19 protein-coding genes and 5 tRNA genes are annotated in these 23,926 nt (G+C 43.1%); 5 read left to right on the top strand and 19 right to left on the bottom strand.

Annotated elements, in window-relative coordinates; translation table 11 throughout:
* Positions 1–18: 18 nt before the first annotated feature.
* The 9 genes from truA to QQL60_RS03440 form a co-directional block, all read right to left on the bottom strand.
* Complete coding sequence (truA, locus tag QQL60_RS03480) at positions 19–798, bottom strand: tRNA pseudouridine(38-40) synthase TruA (RefSeq protein WP_284722433.1); 780 nt, start codon at positions 796–798, stop codon at positions 19–21.
* 15 nt (positions 799–813) lie between these two features.
* Positions 814–3,408 (bottom strand): motility hub landmark protein FimV, encoded by a 2,595-nt coding sequence (locus tag QQL60_RS03475; protein WP_284722432.1) that lies wholly within the window; start codon positions 3,406–3,408, stop codon positions 814–816.
* 33 nt (positions 3,409–3,441) lie between these two features.
* A complete protein-coding gene (locus tag QQL60_RS03470) occupies positions 3,442–4,464 on the bottom strand; it encodes an aspartate-semialdehyde dehydrogenase (RefSeq protein ID WP_284722431.1) in 1,023 nt (340 codons plus the stop codon).
* Between the two features lie 20 nt (positions 4,465–4,484).
* Positions 4,485–5,555 carry a 3-isopropylmalate dehydrogenase gene (gene leuB, locus QQL60_RS03465; protein WP_284722430.1) on the bottom strand — a complete coding sequence of 357 codons (1,071 nt, stop codon included), beginning with the start codon at positions 5,553–5,555 and terminating at the stop codon, positions 4,485–4,487.
* A gap of 41 nt (positions 5,556–5,596) precedes the next feature.
* Positions 5,597–6,235, bottom strand: coding sequence for a 3-isopropylmalate dehydratase small subunit (leuD, locus tag QQL60_RS03460; protein ID WP_284722429.1), 639 nt, complete (start codon positions 6,233–6,235; stop codon positions 5,597–5,599).
* Positions 6,236–6,250: 15 nt separating this feature from the next.
* Complete coding sequence (locus QQL60_RS03455) at positions 6,251–6,841, bottom strand: YceI family protein (RefSeq protein WP_284722428.1); 591 nt, start codon at positions 6,839–6,841, stop codon at positions 6,251–6,253.
* Positions 6,842–6,851: 10 nt separating this feature from the next.
* Positions 6,852–7,748 (bottom strand): flagellar motor protein MotB, encoded by an 897-nt coding sequence (locus QQL60_RS03450; protein ID WP_284722427.1) that lies wholly within the window; start codon positions 7,746–7,748, stop codon positions 6,852–6,854.
* 20 nt (positions 7,749–7,768) lie between these two features.
* Entirely contained in the window at positions 7,769–8,533 is a 765-nt protein-coding gene (gene pomA / locus QQL60_RS03445) for a flagellar motor protein PomA (protein WP_284722426.1), read from the bottom strand.
* Positions 8,534–8,621: 88 nt separating this feature from the next.
* The gene (locus QQL60_RS03440) at positions 8,622–10,772 is read right to left on the bottom strand and encodes an ABC transporter substrate-binding protein (protein ID WP_284722425.1); all 2,151 of its coding nucleotides are present in this window, start codon (positions 10,770–10,772) and stop codon (positions 8,622–8,624) included.
* A 129-nt stretch (positions 10,773–10,901) separates the two neighbouring features.
* Between QQL60_RS03440 and QQL60_RS03435 the strand changes: the two genes are divergently transcribed.
* Complete coding sequence (locus tag QQL60_RS03435; RefSeq protein WP_284722424.1) at positions 10,902–11,690, top strand: enoyl-ACP reductase FabI; 789 nt, start codon at positions 10,902–10,904, stop codon at positions 11,688–11,690.
* 72 nt (positions 11,691–11,762) lie between these two features.
* Positions 11,763–12,965, top strand: a complete 1,203-nt coding sequence (locus QQL60_RS03430; protein WP_284722423.1) for a dicarboxylate/amino acid:cation symporter — start codon at positions 11,763–11,765, stop codon at positions 12,963–12,965.
* Between the two features lie 43 nt (positions 12,966–13,008).
* Here QQL60_RS03430 and QQL60_RS03425 read toward each other — a convergent pair whose 3' ends face one another.
* From QQL60_RS03425 to QQL60_RS03390, 8 genes are all read right to left on the bottom strand, one after another.
* On the bottom strand, positions 13,009–14,892 hold the full coding sequence (locus QQL60_RS03425; protein ID WP_284722422.1) for a SurA N-terminal domain-containing protein: 1,884 nt from the start codon (positions 14,890–14,892) through the stop codon (positions 13,009–13,011).
* Between the two features lie 93 nt (positions 14,893–14,985).
* Positions 14,986–15,062 (bottom strand) — tRNA-Asp (locus tag QQL60_RS03420).
* A gap of 9 nt (positions 15,063–15,071) precedes the next feature.
* A tRNA-Val gene (locus QQL60_RS03415) sits at positions 15,072–15,147 on the bottom strand.
* A gap of 12 nt (positions 15,148–15,159) precedes the next feature.
* Entirely contained in the window at positions 15,160–15,432 is a 273-nt protein-coding gene (locus QQL60_RS03410) for an HU family DNA-binding protein (protein WP_091711754.1), read from the bottom strand.
* A gap of 216 nt (positions 15,433–15,648) precedes the next feature.
* Positions 15,649–16,449 (bottom strand): 16S rRNA (adenine(1518)-N(6)/adenine(1519)-N(6))-dimethyltransferase RsmA, encoded by an 801-nt coding sequence (gene rsmA / locus QQL60_RS03405; protein WP_284452059.1) that lies wholly within the window; start codon positions 16,447–16,449, stop codon positions 15,649–15,651.
* Positions 16,450–16,456: 7 nt separating this feature from the next.
* Positions 16,457–17,443, bottom strand: a complete 987-nt coding sequence (gene pdxA / locus QQL60_RS03400; RefSeq protein ID WP_284722421.1) for a 4-hydroxythreonine-4-phosphate dehydrogenase PdxA — start codon at positions 17,441–17,443, stop codon at positions 16,457–16,459.
* Complete coding sequence (locus QQL60_RS03395; protein WP_284722420.1) at positions 17,440–18,705, bottom strand: peptidylprolyl isomerase; 1,266 nt, start codon at positions 18,703–18,705, stop codon at positions 17,440–17,442. Before QQL60_RS03395 ends, pdxA begins: the two co-directional genes overlap by 4 nt.
* Before the next feature lie 86 nt (positions 18,706–18,791).
* Positions 18,792–21,047 (bottom strand): LPS-assembly protein LptD, encoded by a 2,256-nt coding sequence (locus QQL60_RS03390; protein ID WP_284722419.1) that lies wholly within the window; start codon positions 21,045–21,047, stop codon positions 18,792–18,794.
* Between the two features lie 285 nt (positions 21,048–21,332).
* Here QQL60_RS03390 and QQL60_RS03385 point away from each other — a divergent pair.
* The 3 genes from QQL60_RS03385 (at position 21,333) to QQL60_RS03375 (ending at position 21,649) form a co-directional block, all read left to right on the top strand.
* Positions 21,333–21,408: transfer RNA gene (locus QQL60_RS03385), tRNA-Ala, on the top strand.
* Between the two features lie 23 nt (positions 21,409–21,431).
* A tRNA-Glu gene (locus tag QQL60_RS03380) sits at positions 21,432–21,507 on the top strand.
* 66 nt (positions 21,508–21,573) lie between these two features.
* A tRNA-Glu gene (locus QQL60_RS03375) sits at positions 21,574–21,649 on the top strand.
* A gap of 57 nt (positions 21,650–21,706) precedes the next feature.
* Here the strand turns inward: QQL60_RS03375 and lptG are convergent.
* Positions 21,707–22,771 carry an LPS export ABC transporter permease LptG gene (gene lptG / locus QQL60_RS03370; protein WP_007145491.1) on the bottom strand — a complete coding sequence of 355 codons (1,065 nt, stop codon included), beginning with the start codon at positions 22,769–22,771 and terminating at the stop codon, positions 21,707–21,709.
* Entirely contained in the window at positions 22,771–23,901 is a 1,131-nt protein-coding gene (gene lptF, locus QQL60_RS03365; protein WP_284722418.1) for an LPS export ABC transporter permease LptF, read from the bottom strand. The genes lptG and lptF overlap by 1 nt, the downstream gene beginning before the upstream one ends.
* Between the last annotated feature and the right edge of the window lie 25 nt (positions 23,902–23,926).

Below are 23,926 nucleotides of genomic sequence, written 5' to 3'. Positions count from 1 at the left end.
TTAAATAGAGCTGTTACTTTACCAGAGCACCGGAAAAGCTGACACTGCCGGGATTGAATATTGCTCTGGATAACGAACATCCACCAGATATAACCCCTCTGCTGGCGCAGTTATGCCACCTTGACTTCTATCGGTACTGCGCAAGACCTCACCAGCCCATTCAACAGGTTTACTACCATCGCCAATAGCTGTCATGACACCAACAAGGTTTCTTACCATGTGATGTAGAAATGATAGTGCTTCGACATCAATCGCAATACAGTCTTGTTGCTGACTGATGCTAATTTTATCTAAGGTCTTGATTGGGCTTTTTGCCTGGCACTCACTCGCTCTAAATGCTGAGAAATCATGTTGTCCAACTAATTGATCCGCAGCGGCCTGCATCCTTTCAATATCTAATGGCGGATAGTGCCACCACATTCTATGCTGATGAATTGATGACCGGCTCAGACGGTTTAAGATCAGATACCGGTAGCTTCGTTTGATAGCGGAAAATCTGGCATGGAAATCATCATCTACAAACTCTACCCAAGTGACATTCACATCTTTAGGTAAGTTTGCATTGATACCTAAAAGCCAGCCTCGCTTTTCTCTGATTGAGTCTGTGTCAAAGTGCACCACTTGATTTAGGCCATGGACACCTGTGTCAGTGCGTCCAGCGGCATACACTTCAACCGGATGGTTAGCTACAACAGAAACCGCCTTTTGCAGTTCACCTTGTACGGTTCTGGAATGAGACTGAATTTGCCAACCACAAAAATACGTGCCGGCATATTCTATGCCGAGTGCTATTCTCACTAATTCCTCTCTCTTTTAGTCTGATAATGAGTCGAGAATAGTCTGGGCACGCACTTTCTGTTCGTCGTTTCCTTCGGCAATGACTTCCTTGAGAATACTGGTCGCGCCTTCAGGATCGTCCATATCGATGTAAGCTGAAGCCAGATCCAATTTGGTTTCTGCCTCATCAATTTCATCAATATCACCAATATCAAATTCGATATCAGCCTCATCATTAAGATCACTGTCAAATGGTGCGATATCAACACGCTCTGGATCCAATGAAGATGATGCACCAGGCTCAAACGGAAGAAGCGAATCATGCTCGACTATGTTCTCTTCTTCATTATCATCTTCTTCTTGATGTGTACCAAATGTTGTACCGGTATCAAACGAGAGCAAATCATCCTCAATATGATCTTCTGACTCATTATCAATTTCTTCAGTCAACGTGTCTTCAAGCTGAGAGTCTTCAGCGTTGATGTCGTTTTGCTCATCTATATCAGAAGCCATATTGACCGTTGAAAACTCTAATGGTGTGTCATCACTGTCTTCTTCTGATAGATCCACATCGATAGACACATTATCCACTTCGTCTTGACGTTTAAAATCTAGCTGCTCATCTGTTGCAACATCATCAATAGTCTTTTCTGGTTCTGTTGACTCGTCTGAGACAAATTCCGTATCCGCTGTCTCTTCAGCCTGAAATAAAGGATGCTCTGGGGCCAGTTGTGCTCCCCATTGTTTTATTTCATCCCATTCAATACTTTCTTCATCAAAGTCTGTGTTTTCAGCAAGAGCAATAAAGTCGTCAACTTGTTTTTGTTTGTACAACACAAACAATAATTTGTATGCCACTAAAGTATTATCAGGCTCTCTGGCTTTTGCTTGATCGAGCGCAATTTTTGCTTGAGCATAATCCGCATAACCAACAAACATATCAGCTTGTTCAACGAGCTCCATCACACTTTTCTGTGGTAAGGATTCCTGATTTAGCGGTTCATCTTTAGACTCATACTCCGTCACTGGCTCTTCAACTGACACCTCATTAGCGTAATCAGAGAGCGATGTTTGTGTATCATCAGTAATGGACATTCCCCCAACAGGTATGGTCTCTTCTGTAAACGATTCGTCTTCCTTGTTTTTTCTTCTAGCCAGTAACAGCAACAAGAGAAGGAAAACAAGTAATGCGCCACCTACCTGCAATTTATACTCAGCTAAAAACTGTTTGATATTGTCGACTAAATTAGCCGGTACCAGCTCCTCACTGGGCTCTTCACTCAATTCAGTCTGAGCTTGTTCTGTACTAAGCTGAACGTCGGCTGTTTCATTGTTCTCTGTATCAGTGTCAGCGTCAGCAGCAGTGTCATCAGAAGCAGCTAACGGCTCTAAATCAGGCTCAACTGCGGTGTTGTCCCCGGCAGCGTTGTTCTGTTCATTCTCTTCCAGCATATCCTGTAATCTAGCGAGATCAGCATCTTTAAGAGAAATGAGTCTACGCATGGTCTCCAACTGCTCTTCCATGGCATCCATACGCGCTTTGAAGTCTATGTTTTCCTGCGCTTGTGCCTCTATCGTTTCCTGAGCAAGCGTCAACTGTTCAGTCAATGCATTAATTTTTTCGTTGCCAGCCAGGTTCGGTGACGCATCATCTTCCGTCGTTTTACTTTGTTCAGGTGCAACGAGCTTCAGACGCGCTTGTTCAGCAGCATCGTCTTCGATTTGTTCACTACTTTCACTATTATCTGCATTCGTGTTATCGATAGTGTTGGCGTCTATTGTATCCTCAGCCGCTGGCTCAGATTCATCAGTGGATGGTTGAATCACCGCTGGTGTTGGCGCGGGTTTGTTCGTAACAGTATTTCGCTGGCGCCATGCTTCATTCTGTGCTTTGAAGGCTTGATATGCCTGTGCCTGTGATTTGGCTAATATCGCAGATTTGTCAGGAATAGACAGCGTATAACCTGCTTTAAGTCCATTTATATTGTTATCAACAAACGCTTCTGGATTAGCATTCACCAGCGCCAACATCATCTGTTGAACGGAGACAGACTCATCAGGACGAGTGTTTAGAGCGATATTCCATAAGGTATCGGCTTTGGCAACAGGACCATATGTAGCACCATTAGCCCAAACAGTATTAACATTATTCACTTCTGTTGAGGTGTCAGCCTTATTCACAGAAGGTGTAGATGCAGCTTGTTGAGTAGTGCGTTGAGATGACATCAACACTTCAGGTGGATCAAGAAGTACCGTGTACTCTCTGATGAGTTTTCCACCTCCAGCAGAGGCTGTTAGCAAAAAGTCCAAGAAAGGTTCTTTTACAGGTAGTTGCGAAGTGATTAAAACGCGAGGCTTTCCTGATTGCTCAACAACATCAAACTTTAACTGGCTCAGGATATAACTTCGGTCTAATCCTGCTTTTTCAAACTCGTCATTTGAGGCGATTCTGATTTCAAAACTCTCTTTTTCTTCTGTAGAGAGTGAGTTGATATCAATCGTTGCTTTGAACGGCTCATTCAGTGCTGACATGACTTTAATTTCGCCCAAACCAAACGCATAACTCGTTAAGGGGGTGAAAAAACCTATCGTTGATGCGACAGCGATACTGGCAAAAAGCTGTTTCTTCATTTTCATCCCCTTAACTTCCTTATCTAGCTTATTTTAAAGGTACTTTTCTACTAACACTTCTGCAATTTGAACACTGTTAAGTGCCGCACCTTTACGTACGTTATCAGCAACAACCCATAAATCCAGTCCTTTATCATGGGAAATGTCTTCACGAATACGTCCGACAAATACAGGATCCTGACCTGAAGAATCCGTCACTGCTGTTGGATAACCACCATCTTTACGTTCATCAAGCAGGACAATACCGTTTGCTTTTTCATAAAGTGCTTTGCATTGTTCAGCAGTGATCTTGTCACGCGTTTCGATATGAATCGCTTCTGAGTGACCGAAGAAAACGGGAACACGAACAGCGGTTGGGTTAACCTGGATAGACTCATCGCCCATAATTTTGCGTGTTTCCCAGACCATTTTCATTTCTTCTTTGGTGTAGCCATTGTCCATGAATACATCAATCTGAGGCAGAACATTAAAAGCGATCTGTTTAGGATAAACCTCTGCCTTAACAGGGCGACCATTCAATAAATCTGCAGTCTGTTTCGCCAGTTCATCCATCGCTGGTTTGCCAGAGCCAGAAACGGCTTGATATGTACACACATTGATACGTGTAATACCGACGGCATCATAGATAGGCTTTAATGCGACCATCATTTGGATGGTTGAACAGTTCGGATTGGCAATGATGCCACGATTTTTGTAATCAGCAACGGCTTCCGGGTTTACTTCTGGCACAACAAGCGGAATATCATCATCGTAACGAAACTGTGATGTGTTATCGATGACTACACAGCCAGCCGCAGCGGCTTTAGGGGCATACTCAGCAGAGACACTAGCACCTGGAGAAAATAAGCCAACTTGTACTTTAGAAAAATCAAACTCAGCCAGATCTTCGACAATAATGGATTTGTTACCAAAATTTACTGTAGAGCCTGCACTACGTTCGCTTGCCAGTGCATATACCTTACCTACTGGAAATTGACGTTGGTGCAAAATTTCTAACATGGCTTCACCGACAGCCCCTGTAGCACCTACTACTGCAACATCTACTTTTTTATTCACAATACACCTTTTGTTTTAATTTATAACGCTGCTAATACCGCATCACCCATTTCAGAGGTGGACACTTTTGTCATACCTTCAGAATAGATATCCGCAGTACGAAGTCCATCATCCAGTACTTTACTCACAGCTTTTTCAATTCGATCAGCCATTGCAGCTTCATCGAGTGTGTAACGTAACATCATAGCAGCTGACAAAATTGTCGCCAGTGGGTTGGCAATATTCTGTCCAGCAATATCGGGGGCAGAACCATGAATCGGTTCATACATACCCTTGCTGTTTTCATCAAGCGAGGCGGAAGGCAGCATGCCAATCGAGCCAGTTAACATTGATGCACAATCAGACAAAATGTCACCAAACATATTAGTCGTCACCATCACATCAAACTGTTTGGGTGCTCGTACTAATTGCATGGCTGCGTTGTCTACATACATATGACTCAATTCAATGTCCGGATAAGATTCAGACAATGTTGTCATAGTTTCACGCCACAATTCTGTGCTTTCCAGCACATTTGCTTTATCTACAGAACAAACTCGACCTTGTCTTTTGCTCGCAATATCAAAAGCGACCTTGCCGATTCGGTTAATCTCACTTTCACGATAGACAAGTGTATTGAAACCCTGCTTTTCGCCATTCTCCAACGTTCTGATACCACGTGGTTGACCGAAATAAATGCCACCCGTCAATTCACGCACAATCATCAAATCCAGACCAGCCACCACATCAGCTTTTAGTGTAGAAGCTTCTGCCAACTGCGGATATAAAATTGCCGGACGTAAATTGGCAAATAAATTCAATTCGGAGCGGATACCTAATAAGCCTTTTTCTGGTCTTACACTGATATCAAGTGACTCCCATTTGTAGCCCCCGACAGCACCTAATAAAATTGCATCGGCCTGCTTTGACATCTGCAGTGTTTCGTCAGGTAACGGTGTACCAGTTTCATCATATGCTGCTCCACCAATGAGGCCATACTCCAAAGAGACATCTAGCCCCTCTTGACGAAATGCTTCTAAAATTTTGACTGCTTCAGCAACGATTTCAGGACCAATACCATCACCAGGCAAAACTACAATCTTTTTTGTCATTTTTTATATCTTTAAATAATTTACTGAATTAGAGATTTATCTTACGAGAATAACCAGGGCGCTTCTTGCTTGCGCTTTTCTTCATAAGCCTTGATATCATCTTGATGCTGTAAGGTGAGACCAATATCATCAAGCCCTTCGATTAGACAGTGCTTTTTGAATGCATCAACCTCAAAGTCAATCGACTCACCATCAGGTAACGTGATTTTTTGTTCTGGTAAATCGACTTTAAGCTGGTAGCCAGGCATCGCCTCTACTTGCTCAAACAGTTTGTCAATTAGCGACTCTTCCAGAGTGATAGCCAAAATACCATTTTTACTAGTGTTGCTGAAAAAGATATCTGCGAAGCTGGGGGCAATAATAACGCGAATGCCAAAATCATCCAGTGCCCAGACAGCATGTTCACGACTTGAACCACAACCAAAGTTCTCACGCGCTAGCAGGATAGTCCCGTTTTTATAGCGTGGTTGGTTAAGCTCAAAATCAGGGTTTAAAGGCCGTCCACTGTTATCTTGTCCTGGTTCACCATGGTCAAGATAACGCCACTCATCAAACAAGTTCGGACCAAAGCCAGTGCGCTTGATAGACTTCAAAAACTGTTTGGGGATAATGGCATCGGTATCGACATTGGGGCGATCCAATGGAATAACGATGCCAGTCTCAACTGAAAATTTTTGCATTGCGAGGAATACCTCTTAGTTCGTCGCGTTTAACGTTAAATAAAAACTTACCGGCACAGCATGGCTTATGTTTGGTAATCCAGCCAGCTCACGTAATTTTTCTACACCCTGTGCCAACTTATAATCATCAACACTCAAAATAACAGGATGAGAAGAGACCACTAGCAACTCATTTTCGGTTACTTTGGTCACAAGCACATCAAATGTCATCTCTTGTTTTTGCCCATGCAGTTCAAAAAAGCCATCAATAGATAATGGTTTTGTCTGCCCAACGGTAATCTGTGCTATTTGTTCTGGTGACAGCTGAGCCGTAATCGTCGCTTTAGGGAAGTCAGCGACATTGAAAAGAAACTCTTTCATGCGACTGTCGCGAATTTCTATGCCTGTATTTACCGATGCCAAATCAATGGCAAGAGAAAACTCACCTGTTTCAGCTAAGTTACCAGCAATTTTGTCAAACTGATGAACCTCAGCAATGTTCACCTTTTTTGTTGAAATAAAATTCACTTGAGACTCGTTGTTGTTTATCTGCCATTGTGTTGCAGAAGCTACCGAGCTTGCCAGGAGTATACTGAGTGTCGACACCCAAATATGCACTTTTCTCATTCTTCTTCCCTCATCGTTCGATAATAGTAGACACTGAACCATCAACAGCATCATGCTCATTGATCAGCTCGTCAATTGATCGGGTTAAACTTTCTTCAACCGGCGATTTCAGCACAATAATCTCAACACGTCTGTTAATTGCACGGTTCTCAGGTGAATTATTAGGCACCAATGGTTTTGTATCCGCATAGCCTTCTAAAACAAAACGTTCTGGTTTCATATCCCCAGGTTCTAACAATTCATGTACTACAGAGGTGGCTCTTGAGGTAGATAGTTCCCAATTTGATCGATATCTTGGCGTATTAATCGGTACATCATCCGTGTGGCCAGCGACAGCAATTTGACCTCCCGTACCCACTAAAACGTCGTGTATCTTTCTAAGAATAGGTTTAAAGCCAGGGTTCAATCTCGCATCACCAGATGGAAATGAACCATTTTCTCGAATTCGGATCACAATCCGACTGAACTGACTTTCTACTTCAATTAAACCTTCTTTAATTTCTTCATCTAATGCTTCACGAAATTTCTGGGTTTCTTCGGCTATTTCCTGTGCCTGTTGTCGCGCGACCTCTTCTTCATCCATTGTTACCTTGATTTTTTCACGGGTATCATCGATGGTTTCTTGTCTGACTACCTTAAGCGGCGTCGGTTTAGGCTCACCTGGACTATACTCTTGAGCAATAATACTGGTACCAACGGGCACAGCATCAGCGATGACTTCTCGCTGAACGCCAAATGCATTATCAAGCGATTTCACCACCATCTTGTATTTCAAGGCATCCATTTCAGCAAAGGATAATAACAAAACAAAAAAGCACATCAGCAATGACATTAAGTCTGCGAATGTGCCCATGTAGGCGGGTAAGCCTTCGTCTTGCTTTTTAGGTCTTGGGCTATCTTCATTCATTTCTATGTAACCGAGACCAACTAGGCAGCTGGTTCGTCAGTATCACGCTTAGACGCTGGTAAGAAGTTTTGTAACAGCTCACCTAATACTTTCGGGTTTTGACCTTCCTGAATCCCCATTACACTCTCAATGATAATACTCTTATTCATCAACTCTTCACTGCTACGTAAAGCGAGCTTATCAGACACAGGCAGAGCGAACATATTGGCTAACATTGCACCATAGAGTGTGGTTAATAATGCCACAGCCATGGCAGGGCCAATGGATTTCGGATCGGACATATTTGACAACATTTGTACCAAACCGACTAATGTACCAATCATTCCCATAGCTGGACCAGCATCCCCCATCGTTTTGAAGATTTGCTGGCCTATAGAGTGACGGTTAACGGTTTCATTCATTTCCGTAACCAGTGCTTTTTTGACTACCGCTGGTTCATGTCCATCAACCAGCATGCGTATACCTTTTGCCAAAACGGGATTAGCCACCTCCTGTCTTTCCAGAGCAAGTAAGCCCTCTTTTCTTGCAATGGTGGCTAGTTCAACAACAGATTGAATGATTTCTTGAGGTGACTCTGATTTGTATAAGAACGCTTTCATTGCTGTCTTAAACGAGCCAAGAAATTGTCCTAGAGTGAAGCGCATCAATACCACCGCAAAGGTGCCGCCTATGACAATCGCTAATGAAGGCATGTTGATGAATACACCGGCTGCTGCACCAAGAGCAATCGTTGCAATAATCAGACTCCAAGCCGCAATAAAACCTAGCAGTGTAGCTAAATCCACTCAATTACTCCCTAAGACTAGAAACTCATCAATGAAATGCCGTAGCACTGGCAGTGCATTCTACCTAATCGCATAGTAAAAATCTCCTCTATGACGAAGGAAAACGATGCTTTTTATGCTTCTTAGCTCTGTAAATTAAAAACGCAGGCAGAACCATCAGCATAATGACAATAAGTACGACGCCTAATGGCCAGAGTATCGGCTGATTCCACTCAGACTGAAGTTTTTCACGTAATGACGCATCAATACGGCGATATTTCAATGTGTTATTCGCCATTAAGTTAGGCTTAACATTATGATTCCATTGATGATAAAGCGAAAACTGTTTTGGATGAAAGCCCCAGATCCATGGCGCGTCTTTTCTAGCAATCTCAACCATACGGTTTATGATAGATCGGCGCTCGGGACTGTTCGACATCGTTCGCATCTGCTCAAAAAGCATATCAAACTCTTTGTTGTGATAATTGGCGGTATTTTCACCACCAAATTCTGCTCGGCCATTGGGTCCATAAAGTAAAAATAAGAAATTCTCCGGATCAGGATAATCTGCGTTCCAGCCCCATTGGAATAACTGGGTTCGTCCACGACGAATTTTATCTTGAAAACGATTGTAGTCACTGCTTCTGATGACGAGTTGTATTTTGAGTTTTTTGAATTGCTTACGTATCCAATCTAAATCGGCTTTACTATCAGGCCCACTCGCCGTGGTATCCAGGTAAATAACGAGCGGCTCGCCAGTTTTCTCGTTCCTGCCATTGGGGTAACCCGCTTCTGCTAAAAGTTGCTTAGCAGCGTCAAGCGATTTACGAACAGCTTGTCCCTTCTCCCATTTGTATATGTGTGTGTTAATACCTGATTTTCCCTCACTGTAACCAAAAATACCGGGAGGAATGGGCCCTTGGGCGGGGATGCCTCGCCCATTCGCAAAGATAGAAATATATTCCTCTTGATCAATAGCGATTGAAATAGCTTGCCGAAGTTTCCTTGCTCGCTCTGTGTAGCCACCGACAACGGGGTCCAGCATATTAAATCCAGTATAGAAACTTGTCGCCGCAATGGCTGTTTCAAGCTTTATTCCTTTCTCTTTCATGACATCACTTAAACCAAACTCACCTGATGCTGACACATTCACGGCTTGCTCGAAACTGTCTGAACTAATGCCACTTACATCGTAATAGCCTTGCATAAATTTCCCCCAATAAGAGGTACTTTCTTTTTCAAGGGTAAACACAATTTTGTCTGTTAAAGGCAGCGATTTTCCTGCATCGTTCAGCAGACCATTTTGCCGATCCGTTTCCTCCCCTTCTGTTGGATAACGCTCGCCATGAAAATGAGGGTTTTTAGTCAGTACCATGCGTCGGTTTGGATCATTTTCAGTCATATAAAAAGGACCCGTTCCGACTGGGTACCAATCAAGGGTTATGTTCTTATTTATCAAGCCTGGTTGTGAGTAAAACTGTTCTGCTTCCCAAGGGATTGGGGCAAAAAAAGGCATGGCTAACCAATAATCGAGTTGTGGATATTTGCCATAGACCTTGATTTGATAATGGTAGTTATCAACGATGTTGACGCCACTGATGTCATGCTGACGAAGATCGACTACGTCGCCTTTTTTACGAAGATCTCTTAACTTCTGAGCATAGTCTTTTAGTCCAACAATATGCTCTGACATCACACCAAGTATCGGTGAGTGAATTTCGGGATGAGCCAATCTCTTTATCTGATATACAAAATCATCTGCCACCAGTTTACGGGTATCTGTTTGCTCAAAATCTGCTAAATCTTCTATATCAGAGAGTTCTTCATCGGTTAAGTTATGGTACAGCCAGACACCGTTTTCATCTCTGGCAAATGCAGGGTGTGGCTGGTAATAAATATTCTGTTTGATGGGAATCGTATAAATTGAGTATGCAATATCATCATCAGTCTCCTTAACAGGATGATTATCCTTGTCCAGGTAGACTACATCAGGCATTGATTCAGCTGCCAGGGGCTCTAGTTGATAAGGTCTTTTCAGGTAGTGGTATTGATATGGCGGTTCGTAAACCTGGCCAGTAATGATGACCTCGTTTGCGCTGTAGGATCTGGCAGGATCCAAGTGTTTGGGTCGTAGAGAAAAAGCAGCGTATAGGATCTCTTCATCGCTGGACGCTTCAGGATAAGGTGAATTTATCGCCCCCTTATCACAGGCTGTTGTGAAAAACAGCACGATAGCGAGCAAGCAATATATCAATCTCATACAACCTCATTGCGGAACATTAGATAGTGTCTGCATCATACCAGTAGAAGATTACTGCATGCTTGCCCTTTCCGTCATCCCCAAAATCAGGTAAGTTATCCCGCTTTATATGTAGTTTAGGAGAGACACATGGGTTTTCTGCAAGGCAAACGTGCGTTAATCGTGGGCGTAGCCAGCCCCCGCTCTATTGCATCTGGTATTGCTCATGCTATGGCACGAGAAGGTGCTGAATTGGCTTTCACTTATCAAAATGAGAAATTAAAATCACGCGTTGAAAAAATCGCTGAAGAGTGTGGCGCCGATCCTGCACTGGTCTTTCCTTGTGATGTGAGCAGTGATGATGAAATTAATGGTGTATTCAAGTCGTTATCTGAGCATTGGGATGGCCTAGATACGATTGTTCATTCTGTTGCCTTTGCCCCACGTGAGCAGCTACAGGGTGGGTTCGTTGATAGCGTTACACGTGAAGGTTTCGCTATGGCGAACGATATTAGTGCCTATAGTTTTGCTGCATTAGCTAAAGCAGGCAAAGACATGATGGCAGGTCGCAATGGCTCATTATTAACATTAAGCTATCTGGGTGCAGAAAAAGCCATTGATAACTACAATGTCATGGGCGTAGCTAAAGCGGCTTTAGAAGCCACTGTTCGTTACATGGCATACTCAATGGGTGAACAAGGTATCCGTGTCAATGCAGTGTCCGCTGGCCCAATCAAAACACTGGCTGCTGCTGGTATTGGTGATTTTGGAAAAATGCTCGCCTACGGTGAGAGAAACTCACCACTTAGAAGAAATGTAACGATTGAAGAAGTCGGTAATGTAGCTGCTTTTCTCTGCTCTGATTTAGCTTCAGGTGTGACGGGGGAAATTACCTATGTTGACGCTGGCTACAATATTGTCGGTATTGGTGATAAGTAATTCCATTGTATTGCTAGAACTCATAAGGGCATTCATTAATGCCCTTTTTTTTGATCCCTATTTGGAGGCCATATGTCTCATAAACATGCCATGATTTTATTGGCCTTCATTGTCCTTGGCGCAGTGAGTGGTGTTTTCTTAGGGTGGTATAAACCTGACACAGCCACACAGATAAGTTGGCTTGGAACACTGTTTCTCAATGCATTGAAAATGACCATCATTCCATTGGTTATTGCATCCATTGTCAGTGGTATCGGGTCATTAGGGAATCTGAAAAAGCTCGGCAGGCTGGGTGGACTGACCTTACTTTATTACAGCTTATCAACCGCTGTCGCCGTTTTTATCGGTCTGGTCGTTGTGAATTGGATTCAACCAGGTGCAGGTATGCAATGGAGTCAGTCAGAGGTGCCTGAATATATTCTGGAGAAACAGGACACCGGTGCCAGTGATATCATCTTATCCTTGGTCTCACCTAATCTGATTGCTTCAGCAGCAGAAACACAACTCCTTCCTTTGATTGTCTTTGCCATTTTGTTTTCTATGGCCTTAAGTACGTTAGGTGAAACAGGCAGACCGGTCTTTCAGCTGTTTGATGGCATCAATGAAGCCATGATGAAACTCGTTATCTGGGTAATGCATCTCGCTCCACTAGGCATATTTGCTTTAATTGCTGCTAGGCTGGGTAATGCTGGAGGTGGTGAACATTTTTTAAGTGAAATGAAAGCGGTTGGCTGGCATGTAGTGACTGTACTGACGGGACTTCTTGCACACGGCATATTGTTATTTATCATTCTGCTATTAATGACACGCCGTGGCATAAGCTATCTGCTTGGAATGGGCCGAGCCTTGGTAACGGCATTTGGTACAGCGAGTTCTTCTGCAACCCTACCATTGTCGATGGAATGCGTCAGAGAGAATGGTATTAGCCATAAAACCAGTAAGTTTGTTCTGCCACTAGGGGCAACAATTAATATGGACGGTACTGCACTTTATGAAGCGGCGGCTGTTATGTTTATTGCCCAGGCTTATGGCATTGACCTTAGCTTGACCCAACAAGCTATTGTTTTTATTACGGCTACCTTAGCTGCTATTGGTGCCGCTGGCATTCCAGAGGCAGGTCTAGTGACGATGGTGATTGTTTTAAGCGCTGTGGGCTTACCACTAGATGGTATTGCATTGCTGCTTTCAGTAGATTGGTTTCTCGACAGATTCAGGACATCAATCAATGTATGGAGCGATAGCGTAGGCAGTGCAATTGTTGATCGACTGACATAAAAAAAGGCGCATGGCGCGCCTTTTTTCTGCTCATGAAGATTGTTTATTTTAATGCATCTTGATGAATATCTATTTCAGCATCATGACGTAATTGAGCGATGAAAGCTTCAACTTCAGCGGCCGCATAAATACCTGTAAGCTGTTGTTGAAGTGCTTTTCTCTGCTCTTCATTCACATCATCAATATTACCGTTTCTGACTGAAGTTAATTTAATAACCACATAATTACCATTATCAGCAGAAAATCCTTCATAGTTAGCTGATGATAATGGTTTAGCCATGGTAAATGCTCTCTGAAGAATCTGACCACTCACTTGTTCAGCATCGCGTCCATAAAACTCAGGCGCTTGCCAATTTGTCAGTAAAGAGTCTGGAGCTTCACCAGATTTCACTTTTTCCAAGATTGACTCACCCTCATCCTGGGCTAGTTTTCTGGCTTTATCAAAAATCAACTGCTGTTTGATAGCAGGAGACACAGACTCAAAAGGTAAAACCGTCTCCGGAATATGCTTGTTCTTATGAATGACCAGCAAATCATTATCTGACAATTCAATCACTGCACTATTCAGATCATTTTTCAATACATCTTCACTGAATGCCGCATCAATTACCTTCTTATTACTGGTAATACCCTCTTCAGTGCCTGTACGGGTAAAACTTGGCGTAGTTTTAATTTCAAGACCCAGAGCTTCTGCTGTCACATCAAGGCTATCCGGATTTTCGAAACTTAGATTGGCTAACTGTTCTGCTTCATCATAAAAAACAGATTCAGCTTGCTGACGGCGATATAAATTTTCAACCTCGTCCCGCGCCTGAGCAAAGCTTTTACCTTCAGGTTTTTGAATCCCAGTAAGTTTAATTAAATGATAACCAAACTCAGTCTTAATGGGCTCACTGACATCGCCAACGTTTTCTAATGCAAATGCCGCTTCTTCAAACGCCGGGTCCATAACATCTCTGCCAAAGAATCCAAGATCGCCACCATTACTGGCCGATCCGGTATCTTGCGAGGCATCTTTAGCTAATTCAGCAAAGTCTTCCCCCTCATTGATACGGGTTTGGATAGCTTTAATTTTTTCTAATGCGCTCTCGTCATCACCTTCAACTAAGATATGACTTGCACGGCGTTGCTCAGGGCCAACAAACTGATTTTGATTATCTGCATAGAATTTTTTCAAATCATCTTCATTGATTTGAATATCTTTTGCTAACTCATCAACAGATAATTCAATATAGTTGAGTTTGACTTGTTCAGGCGCTGTGTATGCGGCTAGATTATCGTCATAATATTGTCGAATTTCTGCATCATCCACATTCACTTCTTCAACAAATTGTTGGATGGGCACAATACCGTAAGCAATCTCACGTTGCTGTCTTTCTAATCTCAATGCTTCATTCAGTAATTTAACACTGGCAATTGATGAATTCTGAATATTGGTGGTGAGCTCTTGAGATAATAAATCTGCTCTTAGCTGCGCTTCATACTGAGCAGGGGTATAGCCTACCCGCGCCAGCACCATCCCGTAATAATCGGAATCGAACTTACCATCACGTTGGAAAGCGGGAGTAGAACGGATGAACTGAGATACCGCAGCATCGCTGATACGTTGTTTTAAGGTTTGATTTGCATCTCGTAATAAACGTTGGTCAATAAGCCCGTCTAATACGTCTTTTTTTACACTAGCGTTATCAAACATCGCTGGATCAAATTGATCCCCCATCATGCTACGCATACGATCACGATACTGCTGTAACGACGTTTGTAGTTCTGTTTGGGTGATGGGTGAGCCATTCACTTCTGCCACAACAACCGTCGAGGCGCCAGACAAATATGAGTTAATGCCCCACAGAGCAAATGGAATACTAATTAAACCAACGATGAACCAGGCAATCCATCCCTGGGCGTGATTACGTATGAAATGCAACATATGAAGAGAACCTTCCCGAAATGTTGTTAAAAACGGCTATTCTAATACAATAGGCAAAAAAAAAGGCGCATAAGATGCGCCTTTCCTCTTTTTTGGCGGAGCGGACGGGACTCGAACCCGCGACCCCCGGCGTGACAGGCCGGTATTCTAACCAACTGAACTACCGCTCCGTATATTCTTGGTGGGTGCTGAGGGGTTCGAACCCCCGACCCTCGCCTTGTAAGGGCGATGCTCTCCCAGCTGAGCTAAGCACCCCAAGAAAAAAAACTAGTTTACAGCATCTTTTAATGCTTTGCCAGCTTTAAATGCAGGAATTTTTGCAGCGGCAATTTTGATTTCTTCACCAGTACGAGGGTTACGACCAGTACGTGCTGCACGCTCACGAACAGAGAATGTACCGAAGCCAACTAAAGTGACTTGATCGCCACTGCTTAGAGCTTTAGTTACGGCAGATGTCATGCCATCAACAGCTTGTGCAGCTTTTGCTTTTGAAATGTCCGCAGCTGCAGCAACTGCATCGATGAGTTCAGATTTATTCACAGCTTAATTCCTCATATCATTATTTATTTATGTCGTCCAAGTCCCAATAGCGACGTTAAGTTATGCTTATGAGTCCCATTGGTTCTGAGTATCTAACTACAGCAAAATCGGCGTGTCAAGACAGTTCATTTGTGTTGTTAGCAAGATTTTATCTAGCTTGAGTGAATAAGCCATCCAGTTAAAACCAATTTAGAACATCTGGCATGATTATTGAGATTAAGCAGATGCAGCAAGATAACAACGAGTCAATCTGACAAAAGCTTCAACCGTAATTGTTTCAGGACGTTGTGTTGGATCAATATCAGCGGCCTGAAACATATCGATAGAAATCAATTTTTTCAATGTGTTAGCAATGGTTTTTCGGCGTTGACTGAATGCTTGAGTGACAATATGACTCAATGTTGCCATGTCGACATCACCACCTAGGCGTTGTTTACGAGGCTGTAAATAAATGATGGCAGATTCAACTTTAGGTGCCGGTTCAAACGCTTCAGGAGGAACAACAAATAACATATCCGTCTCACACTGATGCTGAATCATGATACTCAACCGACCGTACTGCTTTGTTCCAGGCTGCGCACAGATGCGCTCAACAACCTCTTTTTGCAGCATAAAACACATATCCGTGATGTGTTGAGAATAATCAAGCAAATGGAATAGTAATGGCGTTGTAATGTTGTAGGGCAGATTACCTATTATTCTCAACGGTTGGTGGTTACTGACAAGTTGATAATAGTCATACCGCAACGCGTCTGCTTCATGAATATTAAGCTGCTCATAGTTGGAAAACTGGCTTCTTAACAGTGGCACCAGATCTCTATCAAGTTCAATCACGTCAAGCTGCGTACAACGCTGTAATAGTGGCTCTGTTAAAGCACCTCGCCCAGGACCGATTTCAACAAGATGCTGACCAGCTTCCGGACTTATCGCTTCAACAATTGAATTAATAACTGACTGATCATGTAGAAAGTTTTGTCCAAAGCGCTTTCTTGCTCGGGGGAAAGAAGATTGGGTCATGATTTACTCAATGTGTGTTAGCCATCGCAATGGCCATCGATAAAGCAGCATATAAACTGCTTGGATTAGCCTGACCGCTTGCAGCTAAATCAAGCGCTGTCCCGTGATCAACTGATGTTCTAATAAAGGGTAAACCCAAGGTGACATTAACGGCCTTACCAAAACCATGATGTTTCAAAACCGGCAATCCTTGATCATGAAACATCGCTAATACAACATCATAGTTCAGTAACTTATCCTGATTAAATATTGTATCAGCCGGCCAGGCACCTGAGACGGCATAGCCTGCTTTAATATAGGCATCAATCACGGGCTGGATAATATCCACCTCTTCACGTCCAAGATGACCATCCTCACCCGCATGAGGATTTAAACCACATACGGCTATTCTTGGATTGACTAAGTCAAAGTGTTGTCGCATCGACTGGTTAATAATCTCAATGACTTGACTCAGTTCATCACGATTAATTGCGTCGGCGACCTCCCGTAAAGGCAAGTGTGTCGTTGCCAGTGCCACTTTTAACGACTCTGTTGCCAACATCATCACCACTTTCTTGACACCAGCCCCATCAGCAAAAAACTCAGTGTGCCCTGTAAATGCTGCACCAGCATCGTTGATAATGCCTTTATGTACAGGCGCCGTTACCACAGCATCAAATTCATGAGATAAACAGCCTTCCAAGGCTGATTGCAGTGTTTCCAGCACATAGCGACTATTGAGCTTATCTAATTGCCCTGCTTTAACCGGCACTTTTAAGTGATGAGGCATAACGTAAAGCTCACCAGATTCAGCAATTTTAGGCGGCGCTGACAAATCGACTTCGATCATTTTAATTGATAGACCAAGTAGATCAGCTCGTTCAGCGAGTAATACTGGATCAGCAAGTGCAATGATTTGAGCCTGATGCTTTTGCTGCGCTAGAGTCAGTACCAAATCAGGGCCAATTCCAGCCGGTTCGCCTGGGGTTATTGCAATTCGTTTTATTTCACTCAAGGATTACGGTACTCAACATAGGCCTCATCACGCATCGAACGTAGCCATGTTTCCATTTCTTCATCAATTTTACGCTGGCGAATTTGTTCACGCGCTTTGCTTCGTTGGTATTCTTCCGCCATGTTTTCTTCACGACGGTCAAAAACTTTAATCAAATGCCAACCAAAACGACTCTTAAACACATCGCTCATTTCACCCACAGCTAGCGAATTCATCTTTTCTTCAAACTCAGGCACCATCACACCCGGGCTAACCCAACCTAAACTTCCACCGTCAATCGCTGAGCCCGTATCATCTGAATTAGCTCTTGCTAACTCGGCAAAGTCTTCACCATTAACAATGCGCTCTCTCAGCTTTTCAAGACGTTGTTGTGCTTCTTCATCAGTGGTTAGCTCATTGTTTTTTATCAAAATATGACTAGCTAATGTTTGCTTGACCAAGTGAACATCTTCACTTTTTTTATCTTTGACTCTGACTAAGTGAAAGCCACTGCCGCTGCGTAATGGTTGACTGACCTCACCTACTGCAAGTGTTGGTACAACATCAGCGAACAGTGATGGCAGCTCACCTTGTTTACGCCAGCCTAACTCGCCGCCTTCAAGCGCATTTTGACCATCAGAATATCCGGCAGCAACTTGAGAAAAATCGCCCCCCTCTTTCAATAAAGCCTGAACTTTTTCCAGCTTTTCTTGTGCTGCTTGCACTTCCTCAGGAGATGCCGCTTCAGGAAGACTAATAAGAATATGTTGTAGATCGTACTCGACTTGTCCACCGTCTTGAATTTTTTGAGTAGCTAGAAAATTGTCGACTTCTCGATCTGATACCACAACTCGGTCTTCAACCTGACTTTTACGTAAACGAGCGATAATCATTTCATCGCGAATCGTTTCACGAAATTGGCTAAAGTCATAACCATCTTTCTCTAAAACATCTCTGAACTGCCTCAAAGTCAATTGGTTTTTATCAGCAATCTGTTTCAGAGCAGCATTAAGTGCATCATCACCAACACGGATACCTACTTTATCTGCATCCTGAATTTGCAGACGTTGCATAATCAATCTTTCCAGTACTTGTTTACGCAATATGTCACTTGGAGGCATAGCAGCATCTCTCTGACGGATTTGCTGACGAATTGTTTGCTCCATATCCTGTAAATCACTCTCAAGAATGACTTCGTCGTTTACAACTGCAACAATCTTATCTAAAGACTGCGCCCATACATTGGTTGCCAGTAACAAACCGACAATCAGATACTTAATCATTAAATTCTATTACTCCAAATTTATGTTTTAACTTCGTTTCTGTTCGAGGCATCTAAACGCAATGGACTATCTAGCACATCTCAAGTTCACTCTGCCTCAAACCCACGAATACTGCGTTCTAATAAACTATTAGATTTCTGGCCGAAGCTTCCCAGGCCTTTTAATTCAATTTGCAGATAAATGGCTGTATTCCGTTCTTGATCGGAAACATCATTGACGTAATCACGCATAACTAAACGTGTTGCCCAGCAACAACTGTCATATTGTAGGCCAGCAATTTTTTCCAGCGTTGTACCTTGATCAATTGCATGATACCAACGACCAAAGAATTTCCAGCGTTCAGAAATGGGAATTTGAGTAGACACATCTATCTGCTCTAATGATTCCTCTATCCCATTATTCGGTGTTGGATCATCACGACGATAACGATGTGAAATATTGAAAATACCGCCATTATCATTTTTATAACGTAATCCCACTGAAGACATATTAGATTTCAAACCACTGGGATCCCATTGAAACTCACTATTCAATGACCACTCATCACCAATATAAGCGACCGCTTCTGCCACCATGTCAGAAGTAGAGTCACGTTCTGCAATGGTACCGTCTAATGTGACACGTTGATCAGTAAAATAACGAATTTGACCAACGGTTAGCTTAAGATTTTCTTTACCTGACTCCTCGTCAATAATCCGTGTTGTTACTGCCAGGGTTAGCTGATTAGCATCACCAATTCGATCCCGACCAATAAATCGATTATGGGAAAATAATCTTAGGGAATTAAATGTTGTCAGGCTCGTATCGAAGTCTGGAATATCTGATTGATCACGTTCGGGAACATAAAGATAAAACGCACGTGGTTCCAGCGTCTGAATATAATTATCACCCCATGCGGTCATTTGTCTGTCAAAAAATAGTCCGCTATCTAAACTCGCTATAGGTAAAGTTCTTATGGCACTATCATCATAAGCATTTGTTTTATCATTTTTAAGACTGTACTGCGTATGATTAATGGCTAATCGAGGCGTAACAAAAAATGCGGCTGTTCCCATAGGCATACTGATTGCCGGTTCAATATTGATACGCTGGCCATCGACTTTCTCATTGTGATCGAATTCAACATATTCACTATCTAACTCATAGGTCAATCCTAATGCCTGATCAGGTAGATAACCTTTTAGTAATAACTGAGGTAAGCGTTTGTATTGTTCTTCGACATCACCCAGAGTTTGGTAGCCTTGGGCTCTCGCAGTAAAATTCCACACATCACCGCTATAACCAGTTTCGACATTTCTATTCAAATAAGTCCGGCTAGACAGACTCAAGCCCGAACCAAAATCTTCAAAATATTCATCATCGGAGACGTAGTTATAATCAACTAAAGCACGCCAGCGGTTATCGAAATAACTTTCATGCTGCCATGAAAATAACTTTCTAGCTTCCTGATAATGAGGATTAAAATCTTCACCATTACTTTTTAAATCATCCGAGTTCAGATAAGTTGCTTCAACTTCACCTTCTCCTGATTCAAACAAATATCTGAATTGTCCGCCGAGCATTAACCCACGGTCTGACATATAACGAGGCGTTAAGGTGGCATCCAGATTAGGTGCTATATTCCAGTAGTATGGGGTTAATACATCAAACCCGGTTTTATCACTGTTACCTACAGACGGTATTAAGAAACCTGATTTACGTTTGTCGTCTAATGGAAAATTGATATATGGCGTATAGAAAACGGGCCAGCCACCCATTCTAATCACCACATTTTTTGCTTCACCAACAGCCGTTTCATGATCTAAATGCACTTTATCTGCTTTGAGCTGCCAGGCGTCGCTTCCTTCTGGACAGGTTGTGTAGGTTGCATCGTCAAGATCCGTCGTTTGCTGACCCTGCCTTAAAATATGAGTCGCCTCACCACGCGCATGCATCTGACGAGTATGATACTGCGCATTCAGCATTTGACCCTGGTCATTTGCGACCGACCACTCCGCCTGCTCAGACTCAATCACCATTTCGCTGTCACGTACGCTCACATTACCGCTGGCTCTGACATCACCACTGTTACGGTTATAGGTCGCTCTGTCAGCACTGAGTAATTGATTATCACGCAAAATATCAACATTACCGGAAAAAACAGATGTGCCGTTTTGTAATAGCTGCACTTTGTTTGCTTTTACATCTACCGGGGACTCATTCTCGGATTTTGTTTCTGTGGGGATAGGTAAAAACTGATCTTCGTAACCGAAGTGACAAGTTAACCCTTGCTCTTGTTGCGCAGATGCGACACCAGCTGATAAGGATAGTAACAAGGTTGATAATAGCTTCTTTTTGCGCATGTTCATCCTCAAGCTGCAGCTCTAGCCATGATCGACATCCTGACCTAATGATAAATAACTCACAATTTATCGCATATTAATGATGAATCAGCAAATTGAAGAGGCTCAGCATTAAACTAAAAATCAGTTTATCTAAATAGGCTCAAGTACTTAGTCTAATTGCTTATCTGTTACTATGTACTGGCGATGAGTGAGATTCCGTTCATGTGCTGCTGTGATTGAAATTAATTTGTGATGAAATGTTGACAGTATGAAACTCAGTCCCTATGATATGCGCTTCCTTTCGGGGCTATAGCTCAGCTGGGAGAGCGCTTGCATGGCATGCAAGAGGTCGGCGGTTCGATCCCGCCTAGCTCCACCAAAAACCGAAAGAAAAAGTTTTAGGTCCCCTTCGTCTAGAGGCCTAGGACACCGCCCTTTCACGGCGGTAACAGGGGTTCGAACCCCCTAGGGGACGCCAACATGAAAACGGGTTTGTTAAAACCCGTTTTTATTTTAAGTAGTAGAAAAAATGTAAAGTTACTGGGTCCCCTTCGTCTAGAGGCCTAGGACACCGCCCTTTCACGGCGGTAACAGGGGTTCGAACCCCCTAGGGGACGCCATCTTTATCTGCTCAGTCAGAGCGGATATATCCGGCAATATCTAAATTCATCTCAGTGTTATTTCACTCTCTTATTCATCCACCACGCCAAGCCTGCAAACAATATCGTAGGCAATGAAGCCGCCAACCATGGCAGTATTCCAAATACTAATCCAATATGTTGAAAACTTTGGTTAAACAGGTAAAAACCTAAACCGATCAATACCCCAGCCAGAATCCTGCCGCCGATAGGCGTCGAACGCAATGGCCCAAAAATAAACGGCACGGCCAACAGCACCATCACCGCTGTACTTAACGGCATCATCACCTTGCTCCAGAACGCCAGCTCGTATTGAGCGACAGATTGATGATTGGTTCTCAGGAAAGAAATATAATCCAGCAAATTCCAGACGGCCAGAAATTCTGGTGGCACAACAACCACGTTTAACATGCCTGGATTTAATTGTGATTTCCAGCGGGCATGTGTTGTTGAATTGACTTTAACACCATGCTCATCAATAGTGCTTTGCACAACATCGTTTAATATCCAGCTATCGTCCTCATATTTGGCACTGCTTGCTTTAGTGAGCGCGCGTAAGCGATTCGCACCATCGAATTCGTAAATGGCTATATTGGTAAATGTGCCATCGCTATTGATTCGTTCGATATGGTTAAAATGGTTACCGTCTCGCGTCCAGAACCCATATTCAGATCGTGTGCCTACCGTTCCGGTTTGTGCTACTGACTGCAATTCTCTGGCATGCTCTTCGGTGAGCGGTCTAATCACCTCACCCACTACAATCGCCAGCAATACCAAAATTGCAGCAACTACCATCACTGACTTGTTAATATCTTTTATCGATATACCTGCCGCACGCATGGCTACAAGCTCACTCTGACTAGCCAGGTTACCTAAGCCAATAACACTGCCTAATAAAGCAACGACAGGCAGTAGTTCGTATATACGTTTCGGCATGGTTAGAGCAAGATAAGTCATAATATCAAGTAGCTGATATTGACCTTTACCGAGATCATCAAGCTCAGCGACAAAGTCCATAAAGGTATAGAGCCCGAGAAGCACCAACAACACGATAAACGTGCTGGAGAGTATATGGGAAGCGATATATCTGGAAAGAATTTTCATTATTGCAGGCGTCTTTGTTTTTGTTGCGATAATAATCGCTGAATTTTTTGTCTATTCATCAGAAATAGCATGATCGTGGTCATTAACAGATGTACCCATATCATGCCAACACCTACGCTAATACTGCCTTTTTCAATCCACGCCTGATTTACACCGAGTAAATTGCTGTAAATGATATATAGTAAAACAGCAGGCAAAAATCCAGCATAACGGCCTTGTCTGGGACCGGCATTAGATAAAGGAATAGCAGATAAACAAAGTACTAACACCATAATAGCTGATGAAATTCGCCACTGAATTTCAGCTATATCTTCCAGGCCTCCCCGCTGCCATAAGACACTGGTGGGAAGCGCTTTATGCCTTTCCCGCACTTGTCCGTCATCACCTTTTTCAACAAGCAAACTATGTGACCTAAATTCAGCGATTGTAAAATCCTGTTGTCCTGCTCTACCTTCATAGCGATAACCGTCATTCAGTACCAGAAATTTATCACCGGTGTCGACATCCACTTCAAAATGTCCTGTGTCCGAGCGAAAAATCAACGGCTTATCTTTGCGATGAATTTCAATAAACACATTTTCCATCAACTGCTTATCACTGCTCAGTTTTTCAGAATAAAATGTCCAGTCACCATTGCGGCTCTCTTTAAAACTGCCAGCAACAAGTCCTGTGGTGTTCGCCGACATTTTCGCTTTTTGTTCTAACTGGTAGCGATCAGCCAAGACGCTGGGAACAACTGTCAATGATAAATACGCCACAACTGTTGCTACTACACCAGCGAATATCAGCACATTTCTGATGATACGTTTACGTGAAATACCACAGGCAGCCATCACGGTCAGCTCGTTATCTGAGCTCATTCTGCCCAACGACAACATCACGCCCAGAAAGGCGGCAATAGGGAGTAAGATGGACAGTGCACCGAGGGAACTAAAGCCAAGCAGACTGAAAATGACATCCGCCGGCATATTGCCCACCGCCGCTTCTGCCAGATAGCGCGCAAATCGTGTCGAAATATAAATTAACCAGAGTACCCCTGTGATTGCAGTCAGGTTAATCACAAATTCCTTGAGCATGTATCGGTCAATGACCCATAGCCAGGAAAAAATCTGTTGTGGAACGTTGCGCATGTATTAAGAGTCTTGGTTAGAATAG

This window comes from Methylophaga thalassica, from assembly GCF_030159795.1.
Classification (GTDB): Bacteria; Pseudomonadota; Gammaproteobacteria; order Nitrosococcales; family Methylophagaceae; genus Methylophaga; species Methylophaga thalassica.
Note: the sequence above shows the minus strand (reverse complement) of the source record. Positions and strands in the feature narration are given on the sequence as shown.